This window comes from Ignatzschineria sp. PL_is040 (genome assembly GCF_055813795.1).
The window spans coordinates 186,952-208,465 of the sequence record NZ_JBVPGU010000001.1 but is presented as its reverse complement, the minus strand read 5'-3'; the positions used below and the strand labels follow the sequence as shown (position 1 = coordinate 208,465).

General features: G+C 41.7%; 16 protein-coding genes and 1 pseudogene. 2 read left to right on the top strand and 15 right to left on the bottom strand.

Features of this window, described 5'->3' with window-relative positions; translation table 11 throughout:
* Nucleotides 1–7: 7 nt before the first annotated feature.
* The gene (locus tag AC0SAP_RS00845; protein WP_473382402.1) at nucleotides 8–418 is read right to left on the bottom strand and encodes a hypothetical protein; all 411 of its coding nucleotides are present in this window, start codon (nucleotides 416–418) and stop codon (nucleotides 8–10) included.
* A 559-nt stretch (nucleotides 419–977) separates the two neighbouring features.
* On the opposite strand from AC0SAP_RS00845, the gene AC0SAP_RS00840 reads away from it, so the two are divergent.
* Entirely contained in the window at nucleotides 978–2,150 is a 1,173-nt protein-coding gene (locus AC0SAP_RS00840; RefSeq protein WP_473382973.1) for an RtcB family protein, read from the top strand.
* A gap of 205 nt (nucleotides 2,151–2,355) precedes the next feature.
* On the opposite strand, the pseudogene AC0SAP_RS00835 reads toward AC0SAP_RS00840, so the two are convergent.
* The 4 genes and pseudogenes from AC0SAP_RS00835 to hutU all read right to left on the bottom strand — a co-directional run bounded on the left by AC0SAP_RS00835 (nucleotide 2,356) and on the right by hutU (nucleotide 8,247).
* Nucleotides 2,356–3,697, bottom strand: a pseudogene (locus AC0SAP_RS00835) (YjiH family protein).
* 277 nt (nucleotides 3,698–3,974) lie between these two features.
* On the bottom strand, nucleotides 3,975–5,216 hold the full coding sequence (hutI, locus tag AC0SAP_RS00830) for an imidazolonepropionase (protein WP_473382401.1): 1,242 nt from the start codon (nucleotides 5,214–5,216) through the stop codon (nucleotides 3,975–3,977).
* A 79-nt stretch (nucleotides 5,217–5,295) separates the two neighbouring features.
* The gene (hutG, locus tag AC0SAP_RS00825) at nucleotides 5,296–6,246 is read right to left on the bottom strand and encodes a formimidoylglutamase (RefSeq protein ID WP_473382399.1); all 951 of its coding nucleotides are present in this window, start codon (nucleotides 6,244–6,246) and stop codon (nucleotides 5,296–5,298) included.
* 330 nt (nucleotides 6,247–6,576) lie between these two features.
* Nucleotides 6,577–8,247 (bottom strand): urocanate hydratase, encoded by a 1,671-nt coding sequence (hutU, locus tag AC0SAP_RS00820; protein WP_473382398.1) that lies wholly within the window; start codon nucleotides 8,245–8,247, stop codon nucleotides 6,577–6,579.
* Nucleotides 8,248–8,692: 445 nt separating this feature from the next.
* On the opposite strand from hutU, the gene AC0SAP_RS00815 reads away from it, so the two are divergent.
* Nucleotides 8,693–9,433, top strand: a complete 741-nt coding sequence (locus AC0SAP_RS00815; RefSeq protein WP_473382396.1) for a UTRA domain-containing protein — start codon at nucleotides 8,693–8,695, stop codon at nucleotides 9,431–9,433.
* Between the two features lie 182 nt (nucleotides 9,434–9,615).
* On the opposite strand, the gene dctM is transcribed toward AC0SAP_RS00815, so the two are convergent.
* From dctM to AC0SAP_RS00765, 10 genes are all read right to left on the bottom strand, one after another.
* Nucleotides 9,616–10,899, bottom strand: a complete 1,284-nt coding sequence (dctM, locus tag AC0SAP_RS00810) for a C4-dicarboxylate TRAP transporter large permease protein DctM (protein WP_109235370.1) — start codon at nucleotides 10,897–10,899, stop codon at nucleotides 9,616–9,618.
* The gene (locus AC0SAP_RS00805; protein WP_286479106.1) at nucleotides 10,896–11,588 is read right to left on the bottom strand and encodes a TRAP transporter small permease; all 693 of its coding nucleotides are present in this window, start codon (nucleotides 11,586–11,588) and stop codon (nucleotides 10,896–10,898) included. The genes dctM and AC0SAP_RS00805 overlap by 4 nt, the downstream gene beginning before the upstream one ends.
* Nucleotides 11,589–11,760: 172 nt before the next feature.
* Nucleotides 11,761–12,705, bottom strand: coding sequence for a TRAP transporter substrate-binding protein (locus tag AC0SAP_RS00800; RefSeq protein WP_435659243.1), 945 nt, complete (start codon nucleotides 12,703–12,705; stop codon nucleotides 11,761–11,763).
* A gap of 688 nt (nucleotides 12,706–13,393) precedes the next feature.
* Nucleotides 13,394–13,996, bottom strand: a complete 603-nt coding sequence (locus AC0SAP_RS00795) for a Fe-S-containing hydro-lyase (RefSeq protein ID WP_473382395.1) — start codon at nucleotides 13,994–13,996, stop codon at nucleotides 13,394–13,396.
* An 11-nt stretch (nucleotides 13,997–14,007) separates the two neighbouring features.
* Complete coding sequence (locus AC0SAP_RS00790; RefSeq protein WP_473382393.1) at nucleotides 14,008–14,850, bottom strand: fumarate hydratase; 843 nt, start codon at nucleotides 14,848–14,850, stop codon at nucleotides 14,008–14,010.
* Nucleotides 14,843–15,274: a DUF4387 domain-containing protein gene (locus tag AC0SAP_RS00785; protein ID WP_473382392.1), complete on the bottom strand. Its 432-nt coding sequence runs from the start codon at nucleotides 15,272–15,274 to the stop codon at nucleotides 14,843–14,845. The genes AC0SAP_RS00790 and AC0SAP_RS00785 overlap by 8 nt, the downstream gene beginning before the upstream one ends.
* Nucleotides 15,275–15,416: 142 nt before the next feature.
* Entirely contained in the window at nucleotides 15,417–16,820 is a 1,404-nt protein-coding gene (locus AC0SAP_RS00780) for an acyclic terpene utilization AtuA family protein (RefSeq protein WP_473382391.1), read from the bottom strand.
* A 187-nt stretch (nucleotides 16,821–17,007) separates the two neighbouring features.
* Entirely contained in the window at nucleotides 17,008–17,934 is a 927-nt protein-coding gene (locus AC0SAP_RS00775) for a LysR family transcriptional regulator (RefSeq protein WP_473382390.1), read from the bottom strand.
* Between the two features lie 9 nt (nucleotides 17,935–17,943).
* Nucleotides 17,944–19,743 carry a succinate dehydrogenase flavoprotein subunit gene (gene sdhA, locus AC0SAP_RS00770; protein ID WP_473382389.1) on the bottom strand — a complete coding sequence of 600 codons (1,800 nt, stop codon included), beginning with the start codon at nucleotides 19,741–19,743 and terminating at the stop codon, nucleotides 17,944–17,946.
* A 476-nt stretch (nucleotides 19,744–20,219) separates the two neighbouring features.
* Entirely contained in the window at nucleotides 20,220–21,272 is a 1,053-nt protein-coding gene (locus tag AC0SAP_RS00765; RefSeq protein WP_473382388.1) for a TRAP transporter substrate-binding protein, read from the bottom strand.
* Between the last annotated feature and the right edge of the window lie 242 nt (nucleotides 21,273–21,514).

Here is a 21,514-nt window from a genome sequence, read left to right as displayed (position 1 = left end):
AAAACGTCTAGAGATAGCGAATAATCTCTAACGATTCAAATGAAGGGGTGCTGATCATCGGTATCCCTTCCCTCTCTCTGATTATGCCGAAGATACAGGCTTCTGCACCAAGGTGTTGCTGAAGAGCTTCAATATCTTCAACAGCAACCTCTTTTTTTAAATTTTGTACTTCAACGATAAATTGTGGTCGCTGATTCTGCTGTTCAAAAAGAATCTCTAATTGATTATTTTCACTTTGACTCTTAAAGCCTGTAATCAAACCACAAACGCGCTTCTCATCGCCAATATAGTATCGAGCATCTTGCACAAAGAGATAATTTGAGGCGAATGTTGGTAACTGAGTTAACCCTAATAATGTGCTGACCATTAAGAGTCTTCCCAAAATTCCTCTCTTCTTCCCCACTTTTTCCATCTTCATGCTAATCTCCTCCTCAATTTTTGCGCTATATCTAAATGATAAGATAGATAACTCTCGCTCATGCATTGTCTCTCGGTGCGATTTTAATTATCTCATCATTACCACTTCATAATGCTATCACACAACCTTCATATCGGGAGAATCCTATTGAGAGCAGATATTACGATATAATGAATATTACAAGAATACTATAAGGGAACCCCACAACCTACTAAAGCAGAAATATTCCAAAAAGATTAAAACAGATCAAAAGAGATCACTCTAAGTAGGCGCTTCAAAATGATTAATCAGAATTAATTCAAATAACTAAATAACTAAATAACTAAATAACTAAATAACTAAATAACTAAATAATTAAATAATTAAATAATTAAACAACTAAATAATTAAACAACTAAATAATTAAACAACTAAAAAACTAAACAATTAAATATTTAAAATAGATAAAGAGATGAGAGAAGAGAATCATAAAAATATTGCTCCCCCAAAAAATCACCAAGAGTCAAAGTGTGATCGTACCTATATTCAAAAAGAGATTCCTAATGGAGTCCCCATTAAGATGTGGGCCCGAGGTGTCCCTTTTGATGAGCAGACAAAAAAACAACTATCTGATACGGCTCAAGTGCCGGTGATCTTTCGCCATATTGCGGCAATGCCAGATGCACATATGGGAATGGGATCTACTGTTGGATCTGTTATTCCTACTAAAAAAGCGATTATCCCGGCAGCAGTCGGCGTTGATATTGGCTGTGGAATGATCGCGCTTTTAACTTCATTAACGGCTGCTGATATGCCGGACAATCTTCACCCTATCCGTCTTGCTATTGAAGAAGCGATTCCCCATGGGAGAACTGTTGGAAAGGGACGAAGAGATATTGGCAGTTGGCAGGAGCCCCCTAAAATAGTTGATCACTACTGGCAACAACTTCTCCCTGATTTCAAGAAGATCACCGAGAAATACCCCAAGTTAGAAAAGAGTAATCATTACCATCATCTAGGAACGTTGGGTACAGGGAATCACTTTATAGAGCTTTGTACCGATGAGTTAGATCGTATCTGGGTCATGCTCCATAGTGGCTCTCGCGGCGTTGGTAATGCGATAGGCACCTTCTTTATCGCGCAGGCTAAAAAAGATATGGAGAGCCATCTTGCCAACCTTCCCCATAAAGATCTTGCTTACTTAAAAGAGGGAACAAAGCATTTTGAAGATTATGTTGAAGCCGTTGAATGGGCACAAAATTATGCACGACTTAATCGAGAAGTGATGATGCAAAATACAATTACCGCATTACGAAAAGTGATTAAAAAACCTTTTACAACGACCTCTGTAGCTGTCAATTGTCATCACAATTATGTCCAAAAAGAGCGACATTTTGGAGAAGAGATCTATGTTACACGCAAAGGAGCAGTATCTGCACAGAAAGGAGAGTTGGGAATTATCCCCGGATCGATGGGGGCTAAAAGCTATATTGTTCGAGGCTTAGGAAATCCCGATAGTTTTCACTCCTGCTCTCATGGTGCCGGAAGAGTGATGAGCCGAACTGAGGCTAAAAAACGTTTTACAATAGAGGATCAAAAGAGAGCAACTCAAGGGGTTGAATGCAGAAAAGATAGAGAGGTGATCGATGAGATCCCGATGGCTTATAAAGATATTGATGCCGTCATGGCTGCGCAAAAAGATCTTGTTGAGATTGTGCATACCTTAAAGCAGATCGTTTGTGTGAAGGGATAGGATTGAAGAAATAAGATCAAATCAAGGTAGTAAATCAATCAATAATAAAAACCATAAAAAACCATAAAAAACCGACACTACATTACATTAGTGTCGGCTCTCTATTAACCGATAAAACTTAGATACTCAAACAGGATAATAGGTCTATCTAAATAATATCTATCTGAATAATACCTATCTAGCTAATATCTTAATCCCTCTCTAATTACCCTAACCACCCTGTAGCGATTCCTATTCTAAAGGCGATACTTGCAAAAATTAAGCAGAGAACTGTTCGAATAAACCAAATCACTAAAATTTGCCAAAATTTTACAGGGATCTTTGTTGCTAAAATACAAGGGACACTTCCCGAGAGAAAGAGCACACTACCAATTGATGTCACAGCAGCAATATAACGAATAGAGAGATCTGCCTCATTGAGTAAAATTGCCGGCAAGAGCATCTCTGCTAATCCTGATGCAATTGCACCACTATGTTCAGATGCTCCCTCTAATCCTGTTATTAAGAGTGCCGGCTTTAAAACAACGCCGATCCAATCAAATAAGGGTGTATATTTTGAGAGAATGAGCCCGGTAAATCCAATAGCTAAGATCGAAGGAGCTACAACAGATGACATCTTTAAACCATCTTTGAAGTTTCTCCAAAGAGAGATAAAGAGCCCTGGATTTGCTTCATATTGTGTAATTGCGAGATCTTTTGCATGCGCTAGACGACTCTGATCTGCACCACTATCTGGTAAAGGATTTTCAGCTCTATTATCGAGACGTGATATCGGTGGGATATAAGCTGTGATCGTTGTTGTTAAAAAAGTAATCAGAAAGGTACTCCAGAAGAAGAAGTTCCAAGCACCCATGAGATTCATCGTTTTAGCTACAATAATCATAAATGTCGCCGAGACTGTTGAAAACCCTGTTGCAACAATCATCGCCTCTCTTAGAGAGTATTTTCCCTGACGATAGACACGATCTGTAATCAATAAACCAATGGAATAACTCCCTACAAATGATGCAACAGCATCAATAGCAGATCCTCCCGGCGTTCTAAATAGAGGACGCATTAAACGCTCCATAAAGACGGCAACAAATTCTAAAAAACCAAAACCTAATAGAAAAGTTAAAGCCACCGCGCCAACAGGAATTAAGAGCCCCACCGATAATGCTAGCTTTTCAAACAGAAAAGGTAACATATCGGGCGTCATCGCCCAAGCAGGAGCCCATCCTGTTAAGTAGAGAATGGCTAAAATAAACCAACCCTAATACTTTAAATGCAGAGAAAATCTTCTCGCTTATAGAGTTTTTATAATTCCCTGAAATATAGGAGTAGAATGCCCCAAATGCCATAATCAACATAATCGCTGTTAAAGCAAAGGGACGCATTTGATGGATTACAAAGCCAGCGATATGATCCAACATAATTGTCTCTTTTCCCCCAATATCGATTGAGATAAAAAAGAGCGCAACTCCCACCAAACTGTAGAGAAAAACTCGGGTTAACATCAAGCGCTCCGAACCTTTCTTCTTTCTATTCTCTCTTAAAACATCATCCATATCATCTTCCTCCGATTAAATTCTATCGTTATACTTATCGCTATTTTTTCGTCACTTTTATCATTATATTTATTGTTATATTGTCTTGTGTGTTGACTTTTGTTGGCTTTTGTTGACCTTTTTTGGCTATTGCTGACGCTTGTTATTTTGATAACTATTTCTGATAGCTATTTCTGATAACTATTTTGATAGCTACTTTATGACTACTACTGCCACTCATCTCTGACCAGTATTTTCTATCTCTAAAAGTAGCTATCGTGATCCCTTATAATCACGCTTAATCCCATTGACAGAGATCGGTGATTTCAGAGCCTTGGTAGATCACTCTATTATTTACTGTACCGCCTAACCAATAACTCAGTTCTGCAGGGTGAGTGACATCCCAAGCAACAAAATTGGCTAATTTACCAACCTCTAACGAACCCTCATTTTCTTCTATACCTAGCGCAAAAGCTGCATTATAGGTCACCCCTGCTAATGTCTCTTCTGGGGTAAGTCTAAATAGTGTGCATCCCATATTGAGTGCTAAACGGAGTGAAAGAAGCGGAGATGTTCCGGGATTGAGATCCGTTGAAAGTGCGATCTTAACGCCCTCTCGTTTAAATGCATCAATGGGAGGATATTGGGTTTCCCTTAACATATAAAATGCGCCCGGAAGAAGAACCGCTACCGTTCCTGATCTCGCCATCGCTTTTGCATCAGAATCATCCGCATACTCCATATGATCTGCTGATAATGCGCCATATTTTGCAGCTAATGTTGAACCGTGCAGAGATGAGAGTTGTTCCGCGTGCAATTTAATCGGAATATTATAGTTTTGAGCGGCGATAAAGAGCCTCTCCACTTGCGCAGGGGAGAAAGCGATATGTTCACAAAAAGCATCGAGCGCATCGATCTCACACTGCTCAACAACTTTCGGAAGAACCTCTTCAATCACATAATCGATATAACGATCTGAATCATCCCCAAACTCTTTAGGAAGTGCATGAGCGGCTAAAAAAGTCGTATGGATGGAGATCGGCATCGTCTCTTTTAAGCGCGCAATCACCGAGAGCATCTTTAACTCAGACTCTAGATCTAAGCCATAACCAGACTTAATCTCAACGGTTGTCACACCATCTGCCATCAGGTGCTCTATCCGTTTTTTAGCTGTTAGAAAAAGTTCCTCTTCAGAGGCTTGACGTGTTGCGTTAACAGTACTCTGAATACCACCACCGCGCTTTGCAATCTCCGTATAGCTCACCCCTTCTAAACGAGCCTCAAATTCCTCACTACGATTTCCACCAAATACTAGATGGGTATGACAATCGATCAAGCCGGGGGTGACCAATCGACCTTCAAGATCGATCTTTTCATAATCGCCATCCACATCAGCAAATTGGGCCTCAGGACCAATCCATTGAATTTTTTGATCATTAGTCACAATAATCCCTTTTTCGATCAGATTATAGTGCCCATCAGCCATAGTGACGATCTGACAGTTGTGCCAAATTTTTTGATTCTTATCTCGATTCTGCATTCTCTACTCTCCTCTTTTTTCTTTCTTCTCTCTTCATTTTCTCTTCATTTTTTCTGCTCTTTCTCTTCTTTTAGAGCCGTTACAACCCTCGTGTAAACTCCCAAATAAAACGAGCCGCAACCCGCGCGCATAGATCATCATGATCACGTGATGGAAGATACTCTACAAAATCGAGAGCTTGTAATTTGCCACCACCTTTAATCTTCTTCCCCAAATGGAGATAGAGTTGAGGGTCAACACCTAAAGAAGCAGGTGCCGATACCGCAAACATACTACTTGGCGATAGCGCATCGAGATCAAAACTGAGATAGATTAGATCGACTTTTTCTAAAAATGCTTCCAATTGAGCCTCAAGTGATGGGAGATTTCCCAAGTGGCACTCATAATCCCAAATGATCTCTGTTCCACTACTATGAGCCATCTCTAGAAGAGAGCCTGTATTACCAACTTCACTTGCACCGATACAGAGATAATGGAAGGGGCGATTCTCTCTTTGACAATACTCTTGTAACTCTCTAAAAGGTGTCCCCGAGGTTGATTCTGCAGCTAGGCGCATATCAAGATGGGCATCAAAATTGATAATCCCTATCTTTGCATCACGATCACTCTTATAGAGTCCTAATCCATGGGCATAGGCTGTTTCATGCCCACCCCCTAACACCACTGTTTTATTGTGACTTCTCTGTAGTAAGACAACGAGATCTGTTAAGGCATTTTGAGTTGCTTCAAGAGATTCTCGATAATGAATCGTGCCACAATCTATCAACTTTTCATGCTCTTGATGCGCAGCAAAATTAGCAAAAACTCTTCGCAGCTGATCTGGTGCTTCTGCCGCCCCCACCCTCCCACGATTTCGCTTAACGCCTTCATCACAGGCAAAGCCAATGAGAGCATTTCGCTCACTAAAGTTAAATTGAGGCTCCTCTACAATAGGAACAACCTGGAACATCCGCTTTGCAGCCTGACTCTCATGGCTATCATCACGTCCTGTCCAGATCTCATTCGCTGTTTTTTGCCAAAATTTCATCATCTTTCCCTCACTTATAGATCTCTCTCCATCTCTTTACATCTTATATAGCGCTTAAACAGAAAAATGATATTCCCCAATGACTCTCCTCCCCTTTTCTTCATCTTCACAATCAATAGATATAGATATCGCCTTTAATGGCAATCTATAGCAATCCATAGCAATCTTTACATGGGGTAATCTTTACATAAAACTTTGTATGAAAACCTTGTATGAAAGACTTATATAAAAGCTTTAGATAAAGACTCATGCTATTAGAAGATCAGTAGAAAGAAGACTCATTAGAGAATATCGATCAGTTCTATGATAAGCGCTATCAATGATCCGATAGGCCTATTTCACCATCGGTAGATTTAAGCCCTGCTCTTTTGCACACTCAATAGCAATCTCATAGCCTGCATCTGCATGACGCATCACGCCGGTAGCAGGATCGTTTGTCAATACGCGCGCAATTCTCTCCGCCGCTTCATCTGTACCATCACAAACAATCACGACTCCAGAATGTTGAGAGAAGCCCATACCAACACCACCACCATGATGGAGAGATACCCATGTTGCACCGCCTGCAGTATTGAGTAACGCATTGAGTAGTGGCCAATCTGAAACGGTATCTGAACCATCTTTCATCGCTTCAGTTTCACGGTGCGGACTAGATACAGATCCTGAGTCGAGGTGGTCACGACCAATCACTATCGGTGCCGAAAGCTCACCACTACGAACCATCTCATTAAATGCGAGACCGAGTTTCGCACGATCGCCTAAACCAACCCAGCAGATACGTGCCGGCAATCCTTGGAAATGGATACGCTCTTTTGCCATATCTAACCAGCGATGGAGAGACTCATTATCGGGAAGTAACTCTTTCACTTTCGCATCGGTCTTATAGATATCTTCTGGATCTCCCGAAAGCGCAACCCATCTAAATGGACCGATACCACGGCAGAAGAGTGGGCGAATATAAGCAGGTACAAATCCTGGGAAATCAAATGCATTCTCAACGCCGACATCTTTCGCCATTTGACGAATATTATTACCATAGTCAAAGGTTGGCACGCCCATTTCTTGGAAGGCTAACATCGCTTCAACATGCTTACCCATCGATTCTTTTGCTCTTTGCACTGTGCCGGCAGGATCAGTTTTTGCCGCCTCTTTATACTCTTCCCATGTCATGCCAATAGGTAGATAACCGTGAAGTGGGTCGTGTGCGCTCGTCTGGTCAGTCACCATATCAGGACGAACATCACGACGAACAAGCTCTGGCAAAATCTCTGCAGCATTCCCATGAAGTGCAATCGAGATCGCTTTACCTTCTTGAGTATATTTTTCAAGACGCGCTAATGCATCATCGAGATCATCCGCTTGCTCATCAACATATCCTGTACGAAGACGGAAATCGATACTCGATTGTTGACACTCAATATTGAGAGAAGCAGCTCCAGCTAGCGTTGCAGCAAGCGGTTGAGCACCCCCCATTCCGCCCAAACCGGCAGTTAAGATCCATTTTCCTTCTAAAGAACCGCCATAATGTTGACGCCCTGCTTCCACAAAGGTCTCATATGTTCCTTGAACAATTCCTTGGCTACCGATATAGATCCAGCTACCTGCTGTCATCTGCCCGTACATCATCAAGCCCTTCTTATCGAGCTCATTGAAATGCTCCCAATTTGCCCAATGAGGGACAATATTGGAGTTTGCGATTAAGACTCGCGGCGCATCCTTATGGGTCTTAAAGACACCTACAGGTTTACCTGATTGCACAAGGAGTGTTTCATCTGCTTCAAGCGCTTTTAATGTCTCAATGATCTTATCAAAACACTCCCAATCACGAGCTGCTCGGCCAATTCCCCCATAAACAACAAGCTCTTTAGGGTTCTCTGCAACATCAGGGTCAAGATTATTCATCAACATCCGAAGCGCAGCTTCTGTTAGCCAATTCTTAGCATTTAATTCTGTTCCTCTCGGTGCGCGAATCTCGACATCTCTATAACGATCATTATTAGACATAACTCTTATCCTCCAAACTAAGATTGTGTGATGTGACCTCTTTATGGAGATCACCTCTATTCGATCGAAGCTTTATATATTTAAAGCATGGGATTTAGAGATTTGAATAGTGGTCTTGAGTATTGATCTACCCTCGCCTGAGTCTCCTCCCTAAACCCGACACCTAAAGCTTCAAATTTTTAATCAATTTCTTTCTTTTCATTTTTAGCTCTGAAGCTAATTTCATTATATACATAGCTATTTCTAAATGTCTATACATTTAATTTTTGTATAGACATTACGGGATCTAATCGCACGAAACGCTTTGATAATGGAGAGATACCATCCTCCTTAATGCCGGAGAAATTCCCATAACAGATCGATTTTCACATGAGATAATAATGAATTACCCTAAGTTGTGGGCTATAATTTGCCTACTCATTCATTCAGTGCCGGAAAAATATGCATGTCAATCCCAATATATAAAAAAGTCCAGAACTATATTCTTGAAAAGATAGAAAATAATGAATATAGCGAAGGCGAACAGATCCCTACGGAACAAGAGTTATCACAGCTCTTTAATGCTAGCCGTATGACCATTAATCGTGCCATTACTGAACTGAGCAGACAAAATATCCTAAAGCGCATTCAAGGAAGTGGTACATTTGTGATGCCTAAAAAAGCTAGCTCTCAACCATTAACTGTTGTAGATATTGTCGGTGAGATTGAGAATCGAGGTAATCGTCATCGTGCTGAAATTATTGCGCAAAAGCTACTGCCGGCAAGTGGCTTAGTCGCTAAAAAGTTGGAAGTGCCGATCGAATCGACACTCTACTTCTGCCATATTATCCACTTTGAAAATGATCTCCCGTTAGCAATTGAGAAGCGCTATATCCCTCATCAATTGGTCCCTAATTTTTTTGAACAAGATTTTTTAAAGATATCGCCGAGTGGATTTCTTCTCAAAAATTATGATTTAACGGAGATGGAGCATTCAATAGAAGCAACGATCGCAGATGAGAGCTTAAGTCGCTACCTCAAAGTAGAATTAGGTTCTGCTTGCCTCGATATTAAACGAAGAACCTGGAGCTCAATCGGTCTTATCAGTTATGCTGAATTTATCTACCCTGCCTCTCGCTATCGCCTACACTCTCGGATGCGTGTCGATGAATATATGCGCTTAGGCATCCCGATGGATTCAATCTAGATAGAGATTTTTCCCCCTCCCTGGGTCAAGCTTCCAAAATCTTTAAACGCTCTTCATAAAAAATGCCATATCCCCTTGAATCTGGGTATATGGCATTTTGTTATGCTTTTATGCTGTTATGCTTTTATGCTTTTATGCTTTTATGCTTTTATATTTCAATACATTATATAAATATAGTCTCTCTACATCATCCCTAAGAAAGTCGGTAATCCGAGAGAGATAAAGGGAATATATGTAATCAGTAGCAGGAAGACAATTAAGATCATCAACCATGGAAGTGCTGCTCTAATCGTACTTGTGATCGGCATACCTGTTACAGCAGAGGAGACAAAGAGGTTAAGGCCAATAGGTGGTGTAATTAACCCAATCTCCATATTTACAACCATGATGATCCCTAGGTGAATCGGATCAATACCAAGCTCCATCGCAATGGGGAAGAAGATCGGCGCCAAGATCAGAATCACCGCTGATGGCTCCATAAAACTACCCGCAATTAGTAACACAATATTGACAATCACCAAGAACATCCATGGTGAGAAGCCCATATCGATCACCCAACTTGCGATCGACTGCGGAATCTGCTCTGTAGTCAATACATGAGCAAATAGCATGGCGTTAGCAATGATAAACATCAGCATCACCGTCATCTTGCCTGACTCTAACATCACCTTAGAAAAATCACGAATGCGCATATCTTTATAGACGAAAAGTGCTACAAACATTGAATAGACAGCTGCAACAGCCGCCGCTTCAGTGGGTGTATACATTCCGCTATAGATACCACCTAAAATGATCACCATAAGGAGCAATCCCCAAAGTGCGCGTCTAAAAGCAACAAACCACTCTTTTACACTAACACGAGGTTGGGCTGGCAGTTTTTTAATACGCGCAACAATATAGATCGCTGCCATTAATGCTACGCCTAAGAGTACGCCGGGGACAACACCTGCCATAAACATCTTACCAACCGATTGCTCTGTAGCTGCCGCATAGACAACCATAACGATAGAGGGCGGAATTAAGATCCCTAGCGTTCCGGCATTACAGATAATACCTGCACCAAACTCTTTGGTATAACCTGATTTAACCATGCCGGCAATCGCAATTGAACCTACTGCGGCCACTGTTGCCGGACTCGATCCTGAAAGTGCAGCAAAGAGCATACAAGCTAATACCGAACCAATTGCTAGCCCTCCTCTAATATGGCCAACACAAGCATTTGCAAAGTCGATCAGACGTTGCGCAACACCTCCTGTTGTCATAAATGCCCCGGCAATAAGAAAGAAGGGAATGGCTAAAAGTGTGGAGTGTTCTGAAGTCTCAAACATCTTAATCGCTAAACTACGCGGAGAGTCGGGACTAAAAAAGATAATAGTTAATGCGCTCGATAGCCCAAGGGAGATGGCAACGGGTACACCAATCAGCATCAAGGCAAAGAGCAACACAAATAAGAATAATATGGTCATTTTTTCGCTCCTTCTTGATCATCTGCTAATTGAACATGCTCAGCATGTGCAATCTCTTCAAGGGCATCTTTAGCTTCATCAGCTAAGCCCAAGCCATCTTGTTGATGCGTTATAATTTTATATCCGATCTCAAGATAACGCAGAATCAATAGGAGAAAACCAACAGGAACAATCATCGTAATATGCCAGCGTCTAATACCAAAACGATCGAGATCTTCCGCTAATGTTCCAAGCTTATAGAAGTTAAGAACCCAATCTAAACTGGCAAATAGCATAATGCCGCCATAAAGAAGACATGCACCAAGGCCGATATAAGCTAAAAAGCGCTTAATCGGTTTATGAAATAATTTAACTAAGGCATCAACGCCGATATGCCCACCAATACGCACACCATACGACATACAGAAGAAGATTAACCAAGCAAAACAGGCCGCTGTAAAACGGTTAGACCAATTCATCGAAGTCGCCAGATCCATCATTGAATCGCCCATATCGAGGAAAAAATCTTCTAATTTTGAGGGTTCATCTCCCGCCACCCAATCCGCTAAGCTATAAAAGGGGGTATAGAGATTATTGAGCATCGTGTAGATAAAAGTCACGAAGGTCATCGCGCTTAAAATGAGAACTGTGACAAATTTTTCAATCTGTTGCCAGCCTCTATCAAGTTTTTGATATGTACTGATAAACATTAGAAATCCTCTCTTTTTTTACATACAGGGATCTACGCCCTTAACTCTGCTTATTTATGATCAGATTCAATAATCAAATTCAATAATCAGATTAAGTAATCAAATTAAATGATCAAATTTAGAGGGTAAGTTAAGGGCATAGATTAAATTTTGATGATCTTAAGAAAGTTTTCTACTGTGGATTATTCGATTGAAGTGCTGCTTCAATAAGATCTGCACCCACTTGATCTTGGAATTTCTCCCATACAGGACGAACCGCATCACGCCATGCTTCACGCTGCTCTGGAGTTAGGTAGATAATCTCTGTTGTACCAGCATCAATAATACTCTGCTTATCACGCTCGTTAAGTGCCGCTGCTTGATTATTCACCTCTACCGTTACTTCCGCAATAATATCGGTCAATTCATTACGAACATTCTCTGGTAATCCATTCCAGAAATCGGTATTTGTGATCAACATATAATCGAGAACACCGTGATTTGATTCAGTAATGTGAGATTGTACTTCATGAATTTTTTGTGAGTAGATATTGGTGTATGGGTTCTCTGCACCATTTACAACCCCTGTTTGTAACCCTTGATACATCTCGGCAAAAGCCATTTTACGAGGATTTGCACGAAGTGCTTTAAACTGCTCATCTAATACCGCAGAGTTCTGTACACGGAACTTAAGGCCGCGCGCATCTCTTGGTACATGAAGTGCTTTATTGGCAGAGAGCTGTTTCAAGCCATTATGCCAATAGCCAAGACCTGTAATTCCTTTATCTTCCATACTTGTTAGAAGTGATTGCCCTGCTTCAGATTGCTGGAATCGATCTAATGCTTCCATATTGTCGAAGAGGAAAGGAAGATCAAAGAGTTGAATCTTCTTCTGGAAATGCTCAAACTTTGCAAGGGAAGGCGCCAAAATATGAACATCTCCTACAAGCAATGCATCCATCTCTTGTCCATCACCATAGAGAGATGAGTTCGGATAGACCTCTACTTGAACCTGACCTGGGAGGCGCTCTTCTGCTAATTTCTTAAAGAGCAAAGCCCCTTGCCCTTTAGGGGTGGTGTCTGCAACAACATGTGAGAATTTAATCACAATCGGTTCATCCGCATGTGAAAAACCCATAATTAAACCACCTACTAAAACTGAAGTGGCGATTAGCCGCTGAATTAAACGATTCATAACTCCTCCTGAGATATTATGATTACTCTTATCAAAAAAATTATCGAAAATACTCTAATGAAAAGATCCGCAATACTTAAAATCATCTGCACTTGGCCGATAATCTCTCCTATTTGTCAGATCAAATAAAAATAGTTCAAATAACAATCAATCGTTAATGAACTGAAAATGAGACCTTATGAAAAAACTTCATAAAGAAGTATTGTAGAGAGATCTGAAAAATCAGAAATGGGGGGAAGATCATTAGAAGAAATCCCGAAAATGAACTTCCGGGAATGATGGTTCTTCCAATATGATTACAGAGCGTATCGATCGCTCTGCTCTATCCTCATTTGATTTTTCGACATCTTAACGTGTCTTAATCCTTGTCTCCTACTTTTTATACGCTTGTTATATCCCATCTAAAACGGGTATGAGCCATTTAAGGTTCATCTTATTACTCGTGCTATTAAGTATGTTATAGGACACATTTAGGTCGTATTATAGATCTACTATGCATCCACTATGCATCTCTTAAAGAGATTTTCTCTAACACTTAAATTGAACATAGCATAAAAAAGGCTTTCTATAGAAAATATTTTATGGGTAAAATTAACCTAGATCACCTCTTAAATGGCTTATACTCTGTAATTCAAGGATATAGACTTTTCCCGGTTGAGTCGACTGCAACAATAAGAGGCAACTTTTTTACCTCTAAGCGCCGAATCGCTTCGGGACCTAAATCCTCAAAGGCAACCACTTCAGCAGTAATAACACATTTCCCCATCAAGGCTGCAACACCACCAATAGCAGCAAAATAGATCCCATTATGGCGCTTTATCGCCTCGACTACCTCTTGACTGCGACTCCCCTTTCCAATCATTGCAACTAATCCCGCAGCAATCAGCTGTGGCGAGTACGCATCCATTCTACTTGCAGTTGTCGGTCCGACAGAACCGATTGCTTCCCCAGGTTTCGGAGGACAGGGGCCAGCATAATAGATCACCTCTCCCTCAACTTCAATCGGTAGCTTCTCTCCTCGAGATAACATCTCACTCATTCTTTTATGTGCCGCATCACGACCTGTATAGAGTGAACCTGTTAAATAGATAAGATCCCCTGCCTTTAAAGAGTTGATCACCTCTTTTGTCAGTGGCAATTTCAGCTCTCTTCCTGTTGTAACTGCTCCTGATTGATCCACGGACAACGAATCTTTTGACTGCTCTATTTGCTCTATTTGCTCATTTAGCTTCATTATCTCCCCTCCTACAAAATCCCTTCTGCATGCCGATTAGCGTGACAGCCAATATTGACAGCAACAGGAAGACCCGCAATATGGGTCGGATAGAGATTAATATTGACAGCCAATGCCGTTGTCTTACCACCAAAACCGGCAGGACCAATCTCTAACTCATTAATTTTCTCTAACAATTCCGCCTCAAGCGAAGCTAAAAATGGATCTTCATTGACAATATCGATCGGCTTTAAGAGTGCTTTTTTACTCAAAAGTGCTGCTTTTTCCATCGTTCCCCCTACACCCACCCCCACAATAATGGGCGGACATGGATTAGAGCCGGCATCTTTAACCACTTGAAGGATAAATTCTTTTACCCCTTCAAGACCATCACTCGGCTTTAACATCTTCAACTGACTCATATTTTCACTCCCAAATCCTTTGGGCGACACCGTTATTTTCAATTGATCACCGGCAACGATCTCATAATGAATCACCCCCGGCGTATTATCTCCTGTATTGATGCGATCAAACGGTGTTTTTACAACGGAATTACGTAGATATCCGCGGCGATACCCTTCTCGAATACCGGCATTAATGGCATCTTCTAAGAGTCCGCCTTCAATATGTAGATCTTGCCCTAGCTCCACAAAAACAACGGTCTGCCCCGTATCTTGGCACATCGGCCGGCGCTCCCTTTTCGCTAAATCAGCATTGTCGATAATGGTCTGCAAAATATTGCGCCCTAAAGGGGAACTCTCATTTTGCATACAGCTACCAAGACAACTATAGATATCATCACTCAATGAGGTATTTGCCTCAATAGAGAGCTCTGCCACCAAGTCGGTAATAGCGGCGACATTAATTTTATGCATTACTCCTCTCCTCCTCTGTTGAGTTGACTGAAGAAGCTAATTGAAACTGAAAATTGACAAGTGGGCGATGTTGCTGTGCGCCGTAAACATCCTTCTCCCCTAAAGCGCCTGAAGAGATTGGCCGAATGATTGTGATCTTCAATGCTTTTGCCGGATCAAAATAGACAACATTGAGAACTTGGTCGGGCTTGATACCATAGAGATCTGCAAAAGATTCAGGAGTGATAATCTTCGCTGCCTTACAGCGCTGATAAAATGCCTCTTCAATAAAGATAATATCGAAGCAGAGTTCAAACGGGCCGGCATTCTTACTCCGTATTACCGATGCAACCTCTCGTAGAGTATAAGTGATCATCGCTTGCGATGCACCTTGATGATCTTGATAATCTTGATGACCTTGGCTACCTTGTTTTCGAGTTAACATTCTACTCCTCCCCCAATAATTCTTTGAGTACTGCATTGAATACTGCATTGAATGGCGTTTTGAATAATTTCTATAGAGCATATAGAGCAGTTAAAGAACTGCACTTTTTCTAATTTTTCTAAATTATGGCGTCGATTCATCCCTATTTACCCCCATCAATCTCAAGATATTCAATAGGGAAAAGCTGACTCTCCGACTCAACTTCTAATAGATGATAGAGTGAAAATTGGTAGACCTCTCCCATCTCCGCATCTGAGGGAGAGAATGGAAAAGCAAGATTTCCCGCTGTTGAGATCCGTCCCTCATACCCAAAATGAAGCGCTGTACTACGGGCAAAACCACAGATCGCATTCGCCTCTTCTTGTGTCGGTGCACATGCTTCAATCACAATACCTAACTCTTTAGGTGGCTCGCTCTCCTCCTCTTTTTCTGGTAGTAGAGAGATTCCCCCTTTCCCATAAATATTGAAATTGAGATCAAACTCCCCAAAATCACTTCCGGAGAAGTTATCAATCACACGCTCTTTTACCGCATCTAAGATCTCATCGATCTTCTCAATCATCACAGGATCAGAAACGCCGGCAATAGAGATGGTGCGATACCCTCTCTTTTTAGCCCCTTCTAACTTAATAAAATACTTTTCAGTAGGATCAAATGTTGTTCCACTGACTGCTACACGGCGATCATCAATCTGTGTAAATTGTGAGTTCGTTAGATTGAGTGCCCCACCAGGTCCTGGTAGATGGTAAGGATCTGACTTTTCATAGAGGGTATGAGCGGCGACAGAGAGCGTTGTACAGCGTCGATTATCTGCCAAAGGCTCCACAATAAAATGATCTTGTCGCAATGTTCCTAACATACTGTCACTACCACTTCCCGGTAATGCTGCAATTGCCGCACACTCTAAAATTTTCCCTAAATGGAGAGATAAGGCACGATCAAACCCCTCTCGAATTGCAAATGCCGCAAAGAGTGAGGGATCATATGCTCTACCGGCAAGAATCAGCTCGACACCCTGATCAAGCGCCTCGATAAAAGGCGCTTCCCCCATCTGCCCGACAATCGCGCTACTTGCCAATAACTCCGCTTCAGTTAACGCTTCTGCCGGCGCTAAGGGGGTAATCTTTCCCGCCCGTAATGCCGTTAAGAGTACTTCTTTCGGTAATTCACTATTAATGAGAGCTATCTTCAATTTCAGATGCGCCTCTACTAAGATCTCTTTGATAATCTCAAGCGTAAGTCGCAGATGTGATTCTGCACCAGCACCTCCGGCTGAGCCGATAATAATAGGGATTCCCGCACGCTTTGCCGCAGGGATCATAATCTTCAGATCTCGCTTTACAGCAGCCCTATCGGTAAATGATTGGCCACTTCCTAAGTAGAAAGGTCCTGGATCTGTTGAGCCGGCATCTACAGCAATCACATGGGGATCACGCGCCATTCCCTTCTCAAAAGAACTTAAAGGGAAACCATATCCCAAAATCGCTGTAGGAGATAAGATCCGTAACTCATCTACTACCCCATCTTTTTGTAAATTTCCTGTCATCACTCCTCCTAATATCTCTCTCTTCTAATATCCGTTTTTCAATATCAATTTTTAATATCGTTTTCTACTACCGGTCTCTATCTAAATCCCTAGCTGCATCATTAACTAAACCCTTACTATCCCCTTGTCCAAATTGCTCTCTAAGCGACTATTTAGGCGATCTCTTACTGATCGATTCTCTTCTTTCTTACTCCCCAACTGCAAAATACTCTAAACAGAGAGATGCTATGATTTTGCTGAGCGTCTCCTCTGTATTGGTCATCACCCGTTTATTTGATGTGGCAATATAGAGATTAGTAATAAGTGAGGGAGTATGAATCCGATGCATCTGAATATTCTTCTGCTCCTCTTTTGGCAATAAGTCGATCCCTTTACTTGAGAAGATCGTACACCCCATCTCTTTTGCCACTAATTCAAAAGTTGTTCGAACACTATTGACCTCTAAAATAAGATTGGGCTTAGAAGCTATTTTGATCATCTCGGTCTCAATTAACCGGCGATGCCCATTGGGATATGCCGGCAATATAAGGGGCAATGTGGCTGCTTTCGCCAATGAAATCCCCTGTGATGTTGCACCGACCTCCATTGTGCGAGGCGCTATCAGATAGAGACTCTCTTTTAAGAGAAAAACAGCATCAAGATCCTGCATATGAACGGGATTGTAGATCAATCCCATATCGATTCTGCCAGTGATAATCCCCTCTTCAATGGAGACTGTCGATTCCTCAATGACGCGTAATTTTGCCTTGGGCATTAACTCATGGAAAGTACGAATAATCGGTACAGAGAAGTATCGCGCTAAAGTCGGCGGAAAGCCAAGTGATACATTTCCGGCAAGTTCTGCCCCCGAGACCGATTCGACTGCCTTTTCTAACTGCGTTAAGATCTTACGACAATGCTCTAAAAAGAGATAACCTGATTCCGTTAATGTCACACCACGACCATCTCGGATAAGGAGATTCTTCCCCAAATCAACCTCTAACTGCCGAATCTGTCGACTCAAAACAGAAGAGGAGATATCGAGATGATTCGCAGCTCGAGTAAAACTCCCAAATTCTGCCACATGGGTGAAGTAACGTAACTGCTTTAACTCGATCTGATCACTCTTTCTCATCCTATACTCCTAATATGAACGCTCTTCTGGTGGGATGTAGGAGACTTCATCTGTCAATGTAAAGTTTCTGACGGGACGATAATCAATTGTCACCTCTCCTGCTTCATCGACCCAAGCTAATGTATGCTTCATCCATCTCTGATCATCTCGCTTTGGAAAATCTTCCCGCGCATGTGCTCCGCGTGACTCTTGGCGATTATAAGCGGAAGCTACGGTCGTTAATGAGCATGCTAAAAGGTTGGCAAGCTCCAAGGTTTCAACAAGATCTGAGTTCCAAATAAGGCTACGATCATAAACTTTGATCTCTTTAAATTGGCGATAAGCTTCTAAAATTGAATCATACCCCTCTTTAAGAGTCTCTTCTGTTCTAAAGACAGCAACATCTTTCTGCATCGCTCGCTGCATCTTATCGCGAAGCTGCGCCGTTGAGATAGTGCCATCTGCAAAACGAATCTGATCAAATCTTTCTAAAAGATTGATAACCACCTCTTCAGGAACTTCGGGCGTCGCACTATTGGGGTCGATAATCTCCGCGCAACGCTTTGCGGCAGCACGGCCAAAAACGATCAGATCTAAGAGTGAATTTGAACCTAAGCGATTCGCGCCATGAACAGAGACACATCCCGCTTCACCAAGTGCCATCAATCCTTTCACCACAGAGTCAGGGTTATGATCTTTAAGCGTCACGACCTCACCATGATAATTGGTCGGAATTCCCCCCATATTGTAGTGGACTGTTGGAATTACAGGGATTGGCTCACGCGTTACATCTACGCCGGCAAAGGTCATTGCGCTTTCAGCGATGGTCGGAAGTCGATCAAAAATAATCTCAGGGCCAAGATGCTCTAAATGGAGATAGACATGATCTTTTAAGGGACCGACCCCTCTGCCTTCACGAATCTCTAATAACATAGAACGGGAGACAACATCTCGGGATGCCAAATCTTTAGCATTAGGTGCATATCGCTCCATAAATCGCTCTCCTTTGGAGTTAGTTAAAAATCCACCCTCACCGCGTACCCCCTCTGTGATTAGACAACCTGCACCATAGATGCCGGTAGGATGAAATTGAACAAACTCCATATCTTGTAATGGTAATCCTGCACGCGCCACCATGCCGTTACCATCACCAGTACAGGTATGTGCTGATGTTGCCGAGAAATAAGCCCGTCCATATCCTCCTGTTGCCAATACTGTCATCTTGGCTCGAAAAACATGAATCTTACCCTCTGTTAGATCCCAGGCTAAAACACCACAACACTCACCATCGATCATTAAAAGATCGAGAGCGAAATATTCGATAAAAAATTCAGCTTGATGCTTTAAACATTGCTGATAGAGCGTATGGAGCATTGCATGCCCTGTTCTATCAGCGGCAGCACATGCTCGTTGTGCCGGTGCTTTTCCATATCGTGCCGTCATTCCCCCTAATGATCGCTGATAGATTTTGCCATCTTCTGTTCGGGAGAAAGGCATACCATAATGTTCTAACTCTAAAATCGCAGGAATCGCCTCCCGGCAGAGATATTCGATAGCATCCTGATCTCCTAACCAATCGGAGCCTTTAACCGTATCATACATATGGTAACGCCAATCATCTTCGCCCATATTGCCTAAAGCGGCAGAAACACCTCCTTGTGCAGCAACAGTATGAGATCGCGTCGGAAAGACCTTTGTGACACAGGCGGTCTTCAATCCTTTCTCTGCCATCCCTAATGTCGCGCGTAAACCCGCTCCACCGGCGCCGACAACGACAACATCATATTGGTGCTCAACAATTTGGTAATCTTTATAACTATACCGCCCCATCTTCCCTCTCCCTCTGCTCTGTCCAATTCATGTTTTTAATTCACGTTTTCAATCTTGTTTGTACGAAATTGATAGATTCAAACTTGATCTATCCACTCTTGATTAATCATTACAATAGCTATCCTCATCTACTCTCTTTATCCTCTAAAAACCCGCTCAATCAAAGTAATAAAAGGGCTATAAGAGAAACTCACTATGCCATTATCAGCTACCCCCTTCTTCCGCACCCATAACAGAATCTCATAGAAAAGATTGAGTTAAAAAGCTAAGAAGCATTGACCATTCAACTGATAATAGATCTTTAATAATCAATACTTAGGTTTAATCATCTTTTTGATCTCTTATAGCCCTTATTCATTTCCCCCGTTATCTCCTTTTAGGTACTCAAAAAAAGATTAAGTGCATTGTTGAGGAGATTGCCTCTTATGCCGTTGCACTGATACTCCTTATAGTCCTTTAAATAGAGTGACTTACTATCAGTCTGACGCACTACTACTATTACTATGACTATTAATATTGAGTGCCGCCTCAATAAGGTGCGGACCAATCACCTTCTCATGTTTCTTCCATACAGGCTCCATTGCCGTACGCCATTTCGCTTTTTGATCAGGTGTTAAGGTGATCACTTCTGTACTTCCTTCGGCAATAATATTGGCTTTGTCACGCATATTGAGATCATATGCTTGGCGATTTACCTCGGCTGAGACATCATCTAAAATTTCACTTAGAGTCTGCTGAATCTCTGCCGGCAAGCTCTCCCAAAATTTCGTATTTGTAATAACCATATAGACAATGGGTCCGTGATCGCTCTCGGTGATATATTTCTGCACTTCATGCACCTTCTGGGAGTAATAGTTGGAGTAGGTATTCTCTGTACCATTAACAACACCTGTTTGCAGCCCTTGATAAACTTCAGCAAAAGACATCTTACGAGGATTCGCTCGTACTGCCTTATATTGATCTTCTAATACATTAGATGCTTGCACTCTAAACTTTAATCCCCTCGCATCCCGCGGTTTTTTTAACGGCTTATTGGCAGACATCTGCTTCATTCCATTATTCCAATAAGCAAGGCCGGTAATACCGGAGTTCTCCATACTCATCAAAATTGATTTGCCGGCATCGCTCTTTGCAAATTTTTCAACGGCATCAAAGTCATCAAAGAGAAATGGAAGATCAAAAAGCTGTGTCTGCTTTGAGTAATACTCCAATTTTGAGGTTGAAGGCGCTAACATATGGACATCTCCAATCAAGAGTGCATCTAGCTCCTGTCCATCACCAAAGAGGGAGGAGTTAGGATAGACCTCCACCGATACCTTTCCGGGGAGTGCTCTCTCAACAGCCTCTTTAAATAGAAGTGCCCCTTGCCCTTTAGGGGTCTGCTCAGCAACTACGTGAGAAAATTTAATAACGATTGGCTCATCTGCCCATGCACTATTGATACTACTGATGCCGGCAAATAGTAGTGCGCTACTCAATAATGTCGTTGAAATAGATCTCTTGATCGATTGTGTCATTACTTCCATCATTCCATTCTCCTTTAATAAACTACATCTATAAAGCGTTTACTAAATAGCTACTAAATAGTCACTAAATAGTGACTACATAAAATAGATATTAAATATCAACTAGATGTCGACTAAACGCTTTGTGTAGAGTGTGATTATTCACTTCATTATTTTAATTATTGTTTATTGTTATTATCTGTTACTTACTATTACTTCCTGCTACTTACTGCTTAATCACTCCTTCTTTTACTGCATGATGCTAA

Bases quoted from the DNA above. Each gene is read 5' to 3' on its own strand.
- AC0SAP_RS00845 (WP_473382402.1), bottom strand. From the start codon at position 418: ATGAAGATGGAAAAAGTGGGGAAGAAGAGAGGAATTTTGGGAAGACTC.
- AC0SAP_RS00840 (WP_473382973.1), top strand. From the start codon at position 978: ATGTGGGCCCGAGGTGTCCCTTTTGATGAGCAGACAAAAAAACAACTA.
- hutI (WP_473382401.1), bottom strand. From the start codon at position 5,216: ATGCAGAATCGAGATAAGAATCAAAAAATTTGGCACAACTGTCAGATC.
- hutG (WP_473382399.1), bottom strand. From the start codon at position 6,246: ATGATGAAATTTTGGCAAAAAACAGCGAATGAGATCTGGACAGGACGT.
- hutU (WP_473382398.1), bottom strand. From the start codon at position 8,247: ATGTCTAATAATGATCGTTATAGAGATGTCGAGATTCGCGCACCGAGA.
- AC0SAP_RS00815 (WP_473382396.1), top strand. From the start codon at position 8,693: ATGTCAATCCCAATATATAAAAAAGTCCAGAACTATATTCTTGAAAAG.
- dctM (WP_109235370.1), bottom strand. From the start codon at position 10,899: ATGACCATATTATTCTTATTTGTGTTGCTCTTTGCCTTGATGCTGATT.
- AC0SAP_RS00805 (WP_286479106.1), bottom strand. From the start codon at position 11,588: ATGTTTATCAGTACATATCAAAAACTTGATAGAGGCTGGCAACAGATT.
- AC0SAP_RS00800 (WP_435659243.1), bottom strand. From the start codon at position 12,705: ATGGGTTTTTCACATGCGGATGAACCGATTGTGATTAAATTCTCACAT.
- AC0SAP_RS00795 (WP_473382395.1), bottom strand. From the start codon at position 13,996: ATGAAGCTAAATGAGCAAATAGAGCAAATAGAGCAGTCAAAAGATTCG.
- AC0SAP_RS00790 (WP_473382393.1), bottom strand. From the start codon at position 14,850: ATGCATAAAATTAATGTCGCCGCTATTACCGACTTGGTGGCAGAGCTC.
- AC0SAP_RS00785 (WP_473382392.1), bottom strand. From the start codon at position 15,274: ATGTTAACTCGAAAACAAGGTAGCCAAGGTCATCAAGATTATCAAGAT.
- AC0SAP_RS00780 (WP_473382391.1), bottom strand. From the start codon at position 16,820: ATGACAGGAAATTTACAAAAAGATGGGGTAGTAGATGAGTTACGGATC.
- AC0SAP_RS00775 (WP_473382390.1), bottom strand. From the start codon at position 17,934: ATGAGAAAGAGTGATCAGATCGAGTTAAAGCAGTTACGTTACTTCACC.
- sdhA (WP_473382389.1), bottom strand. From the start codon at position 19,743: ATGGGGCGGTATAGTTATAAAGATTACCAAATTGTTGAGCACCAATAT.
- AC0SAP_RS00765 (WP_473382388.1), bottom strand. From the start codon at position 21,272: ATGATGGAAGTAATGACACAATCGATCAAGAGATCTATTTCAACGACA.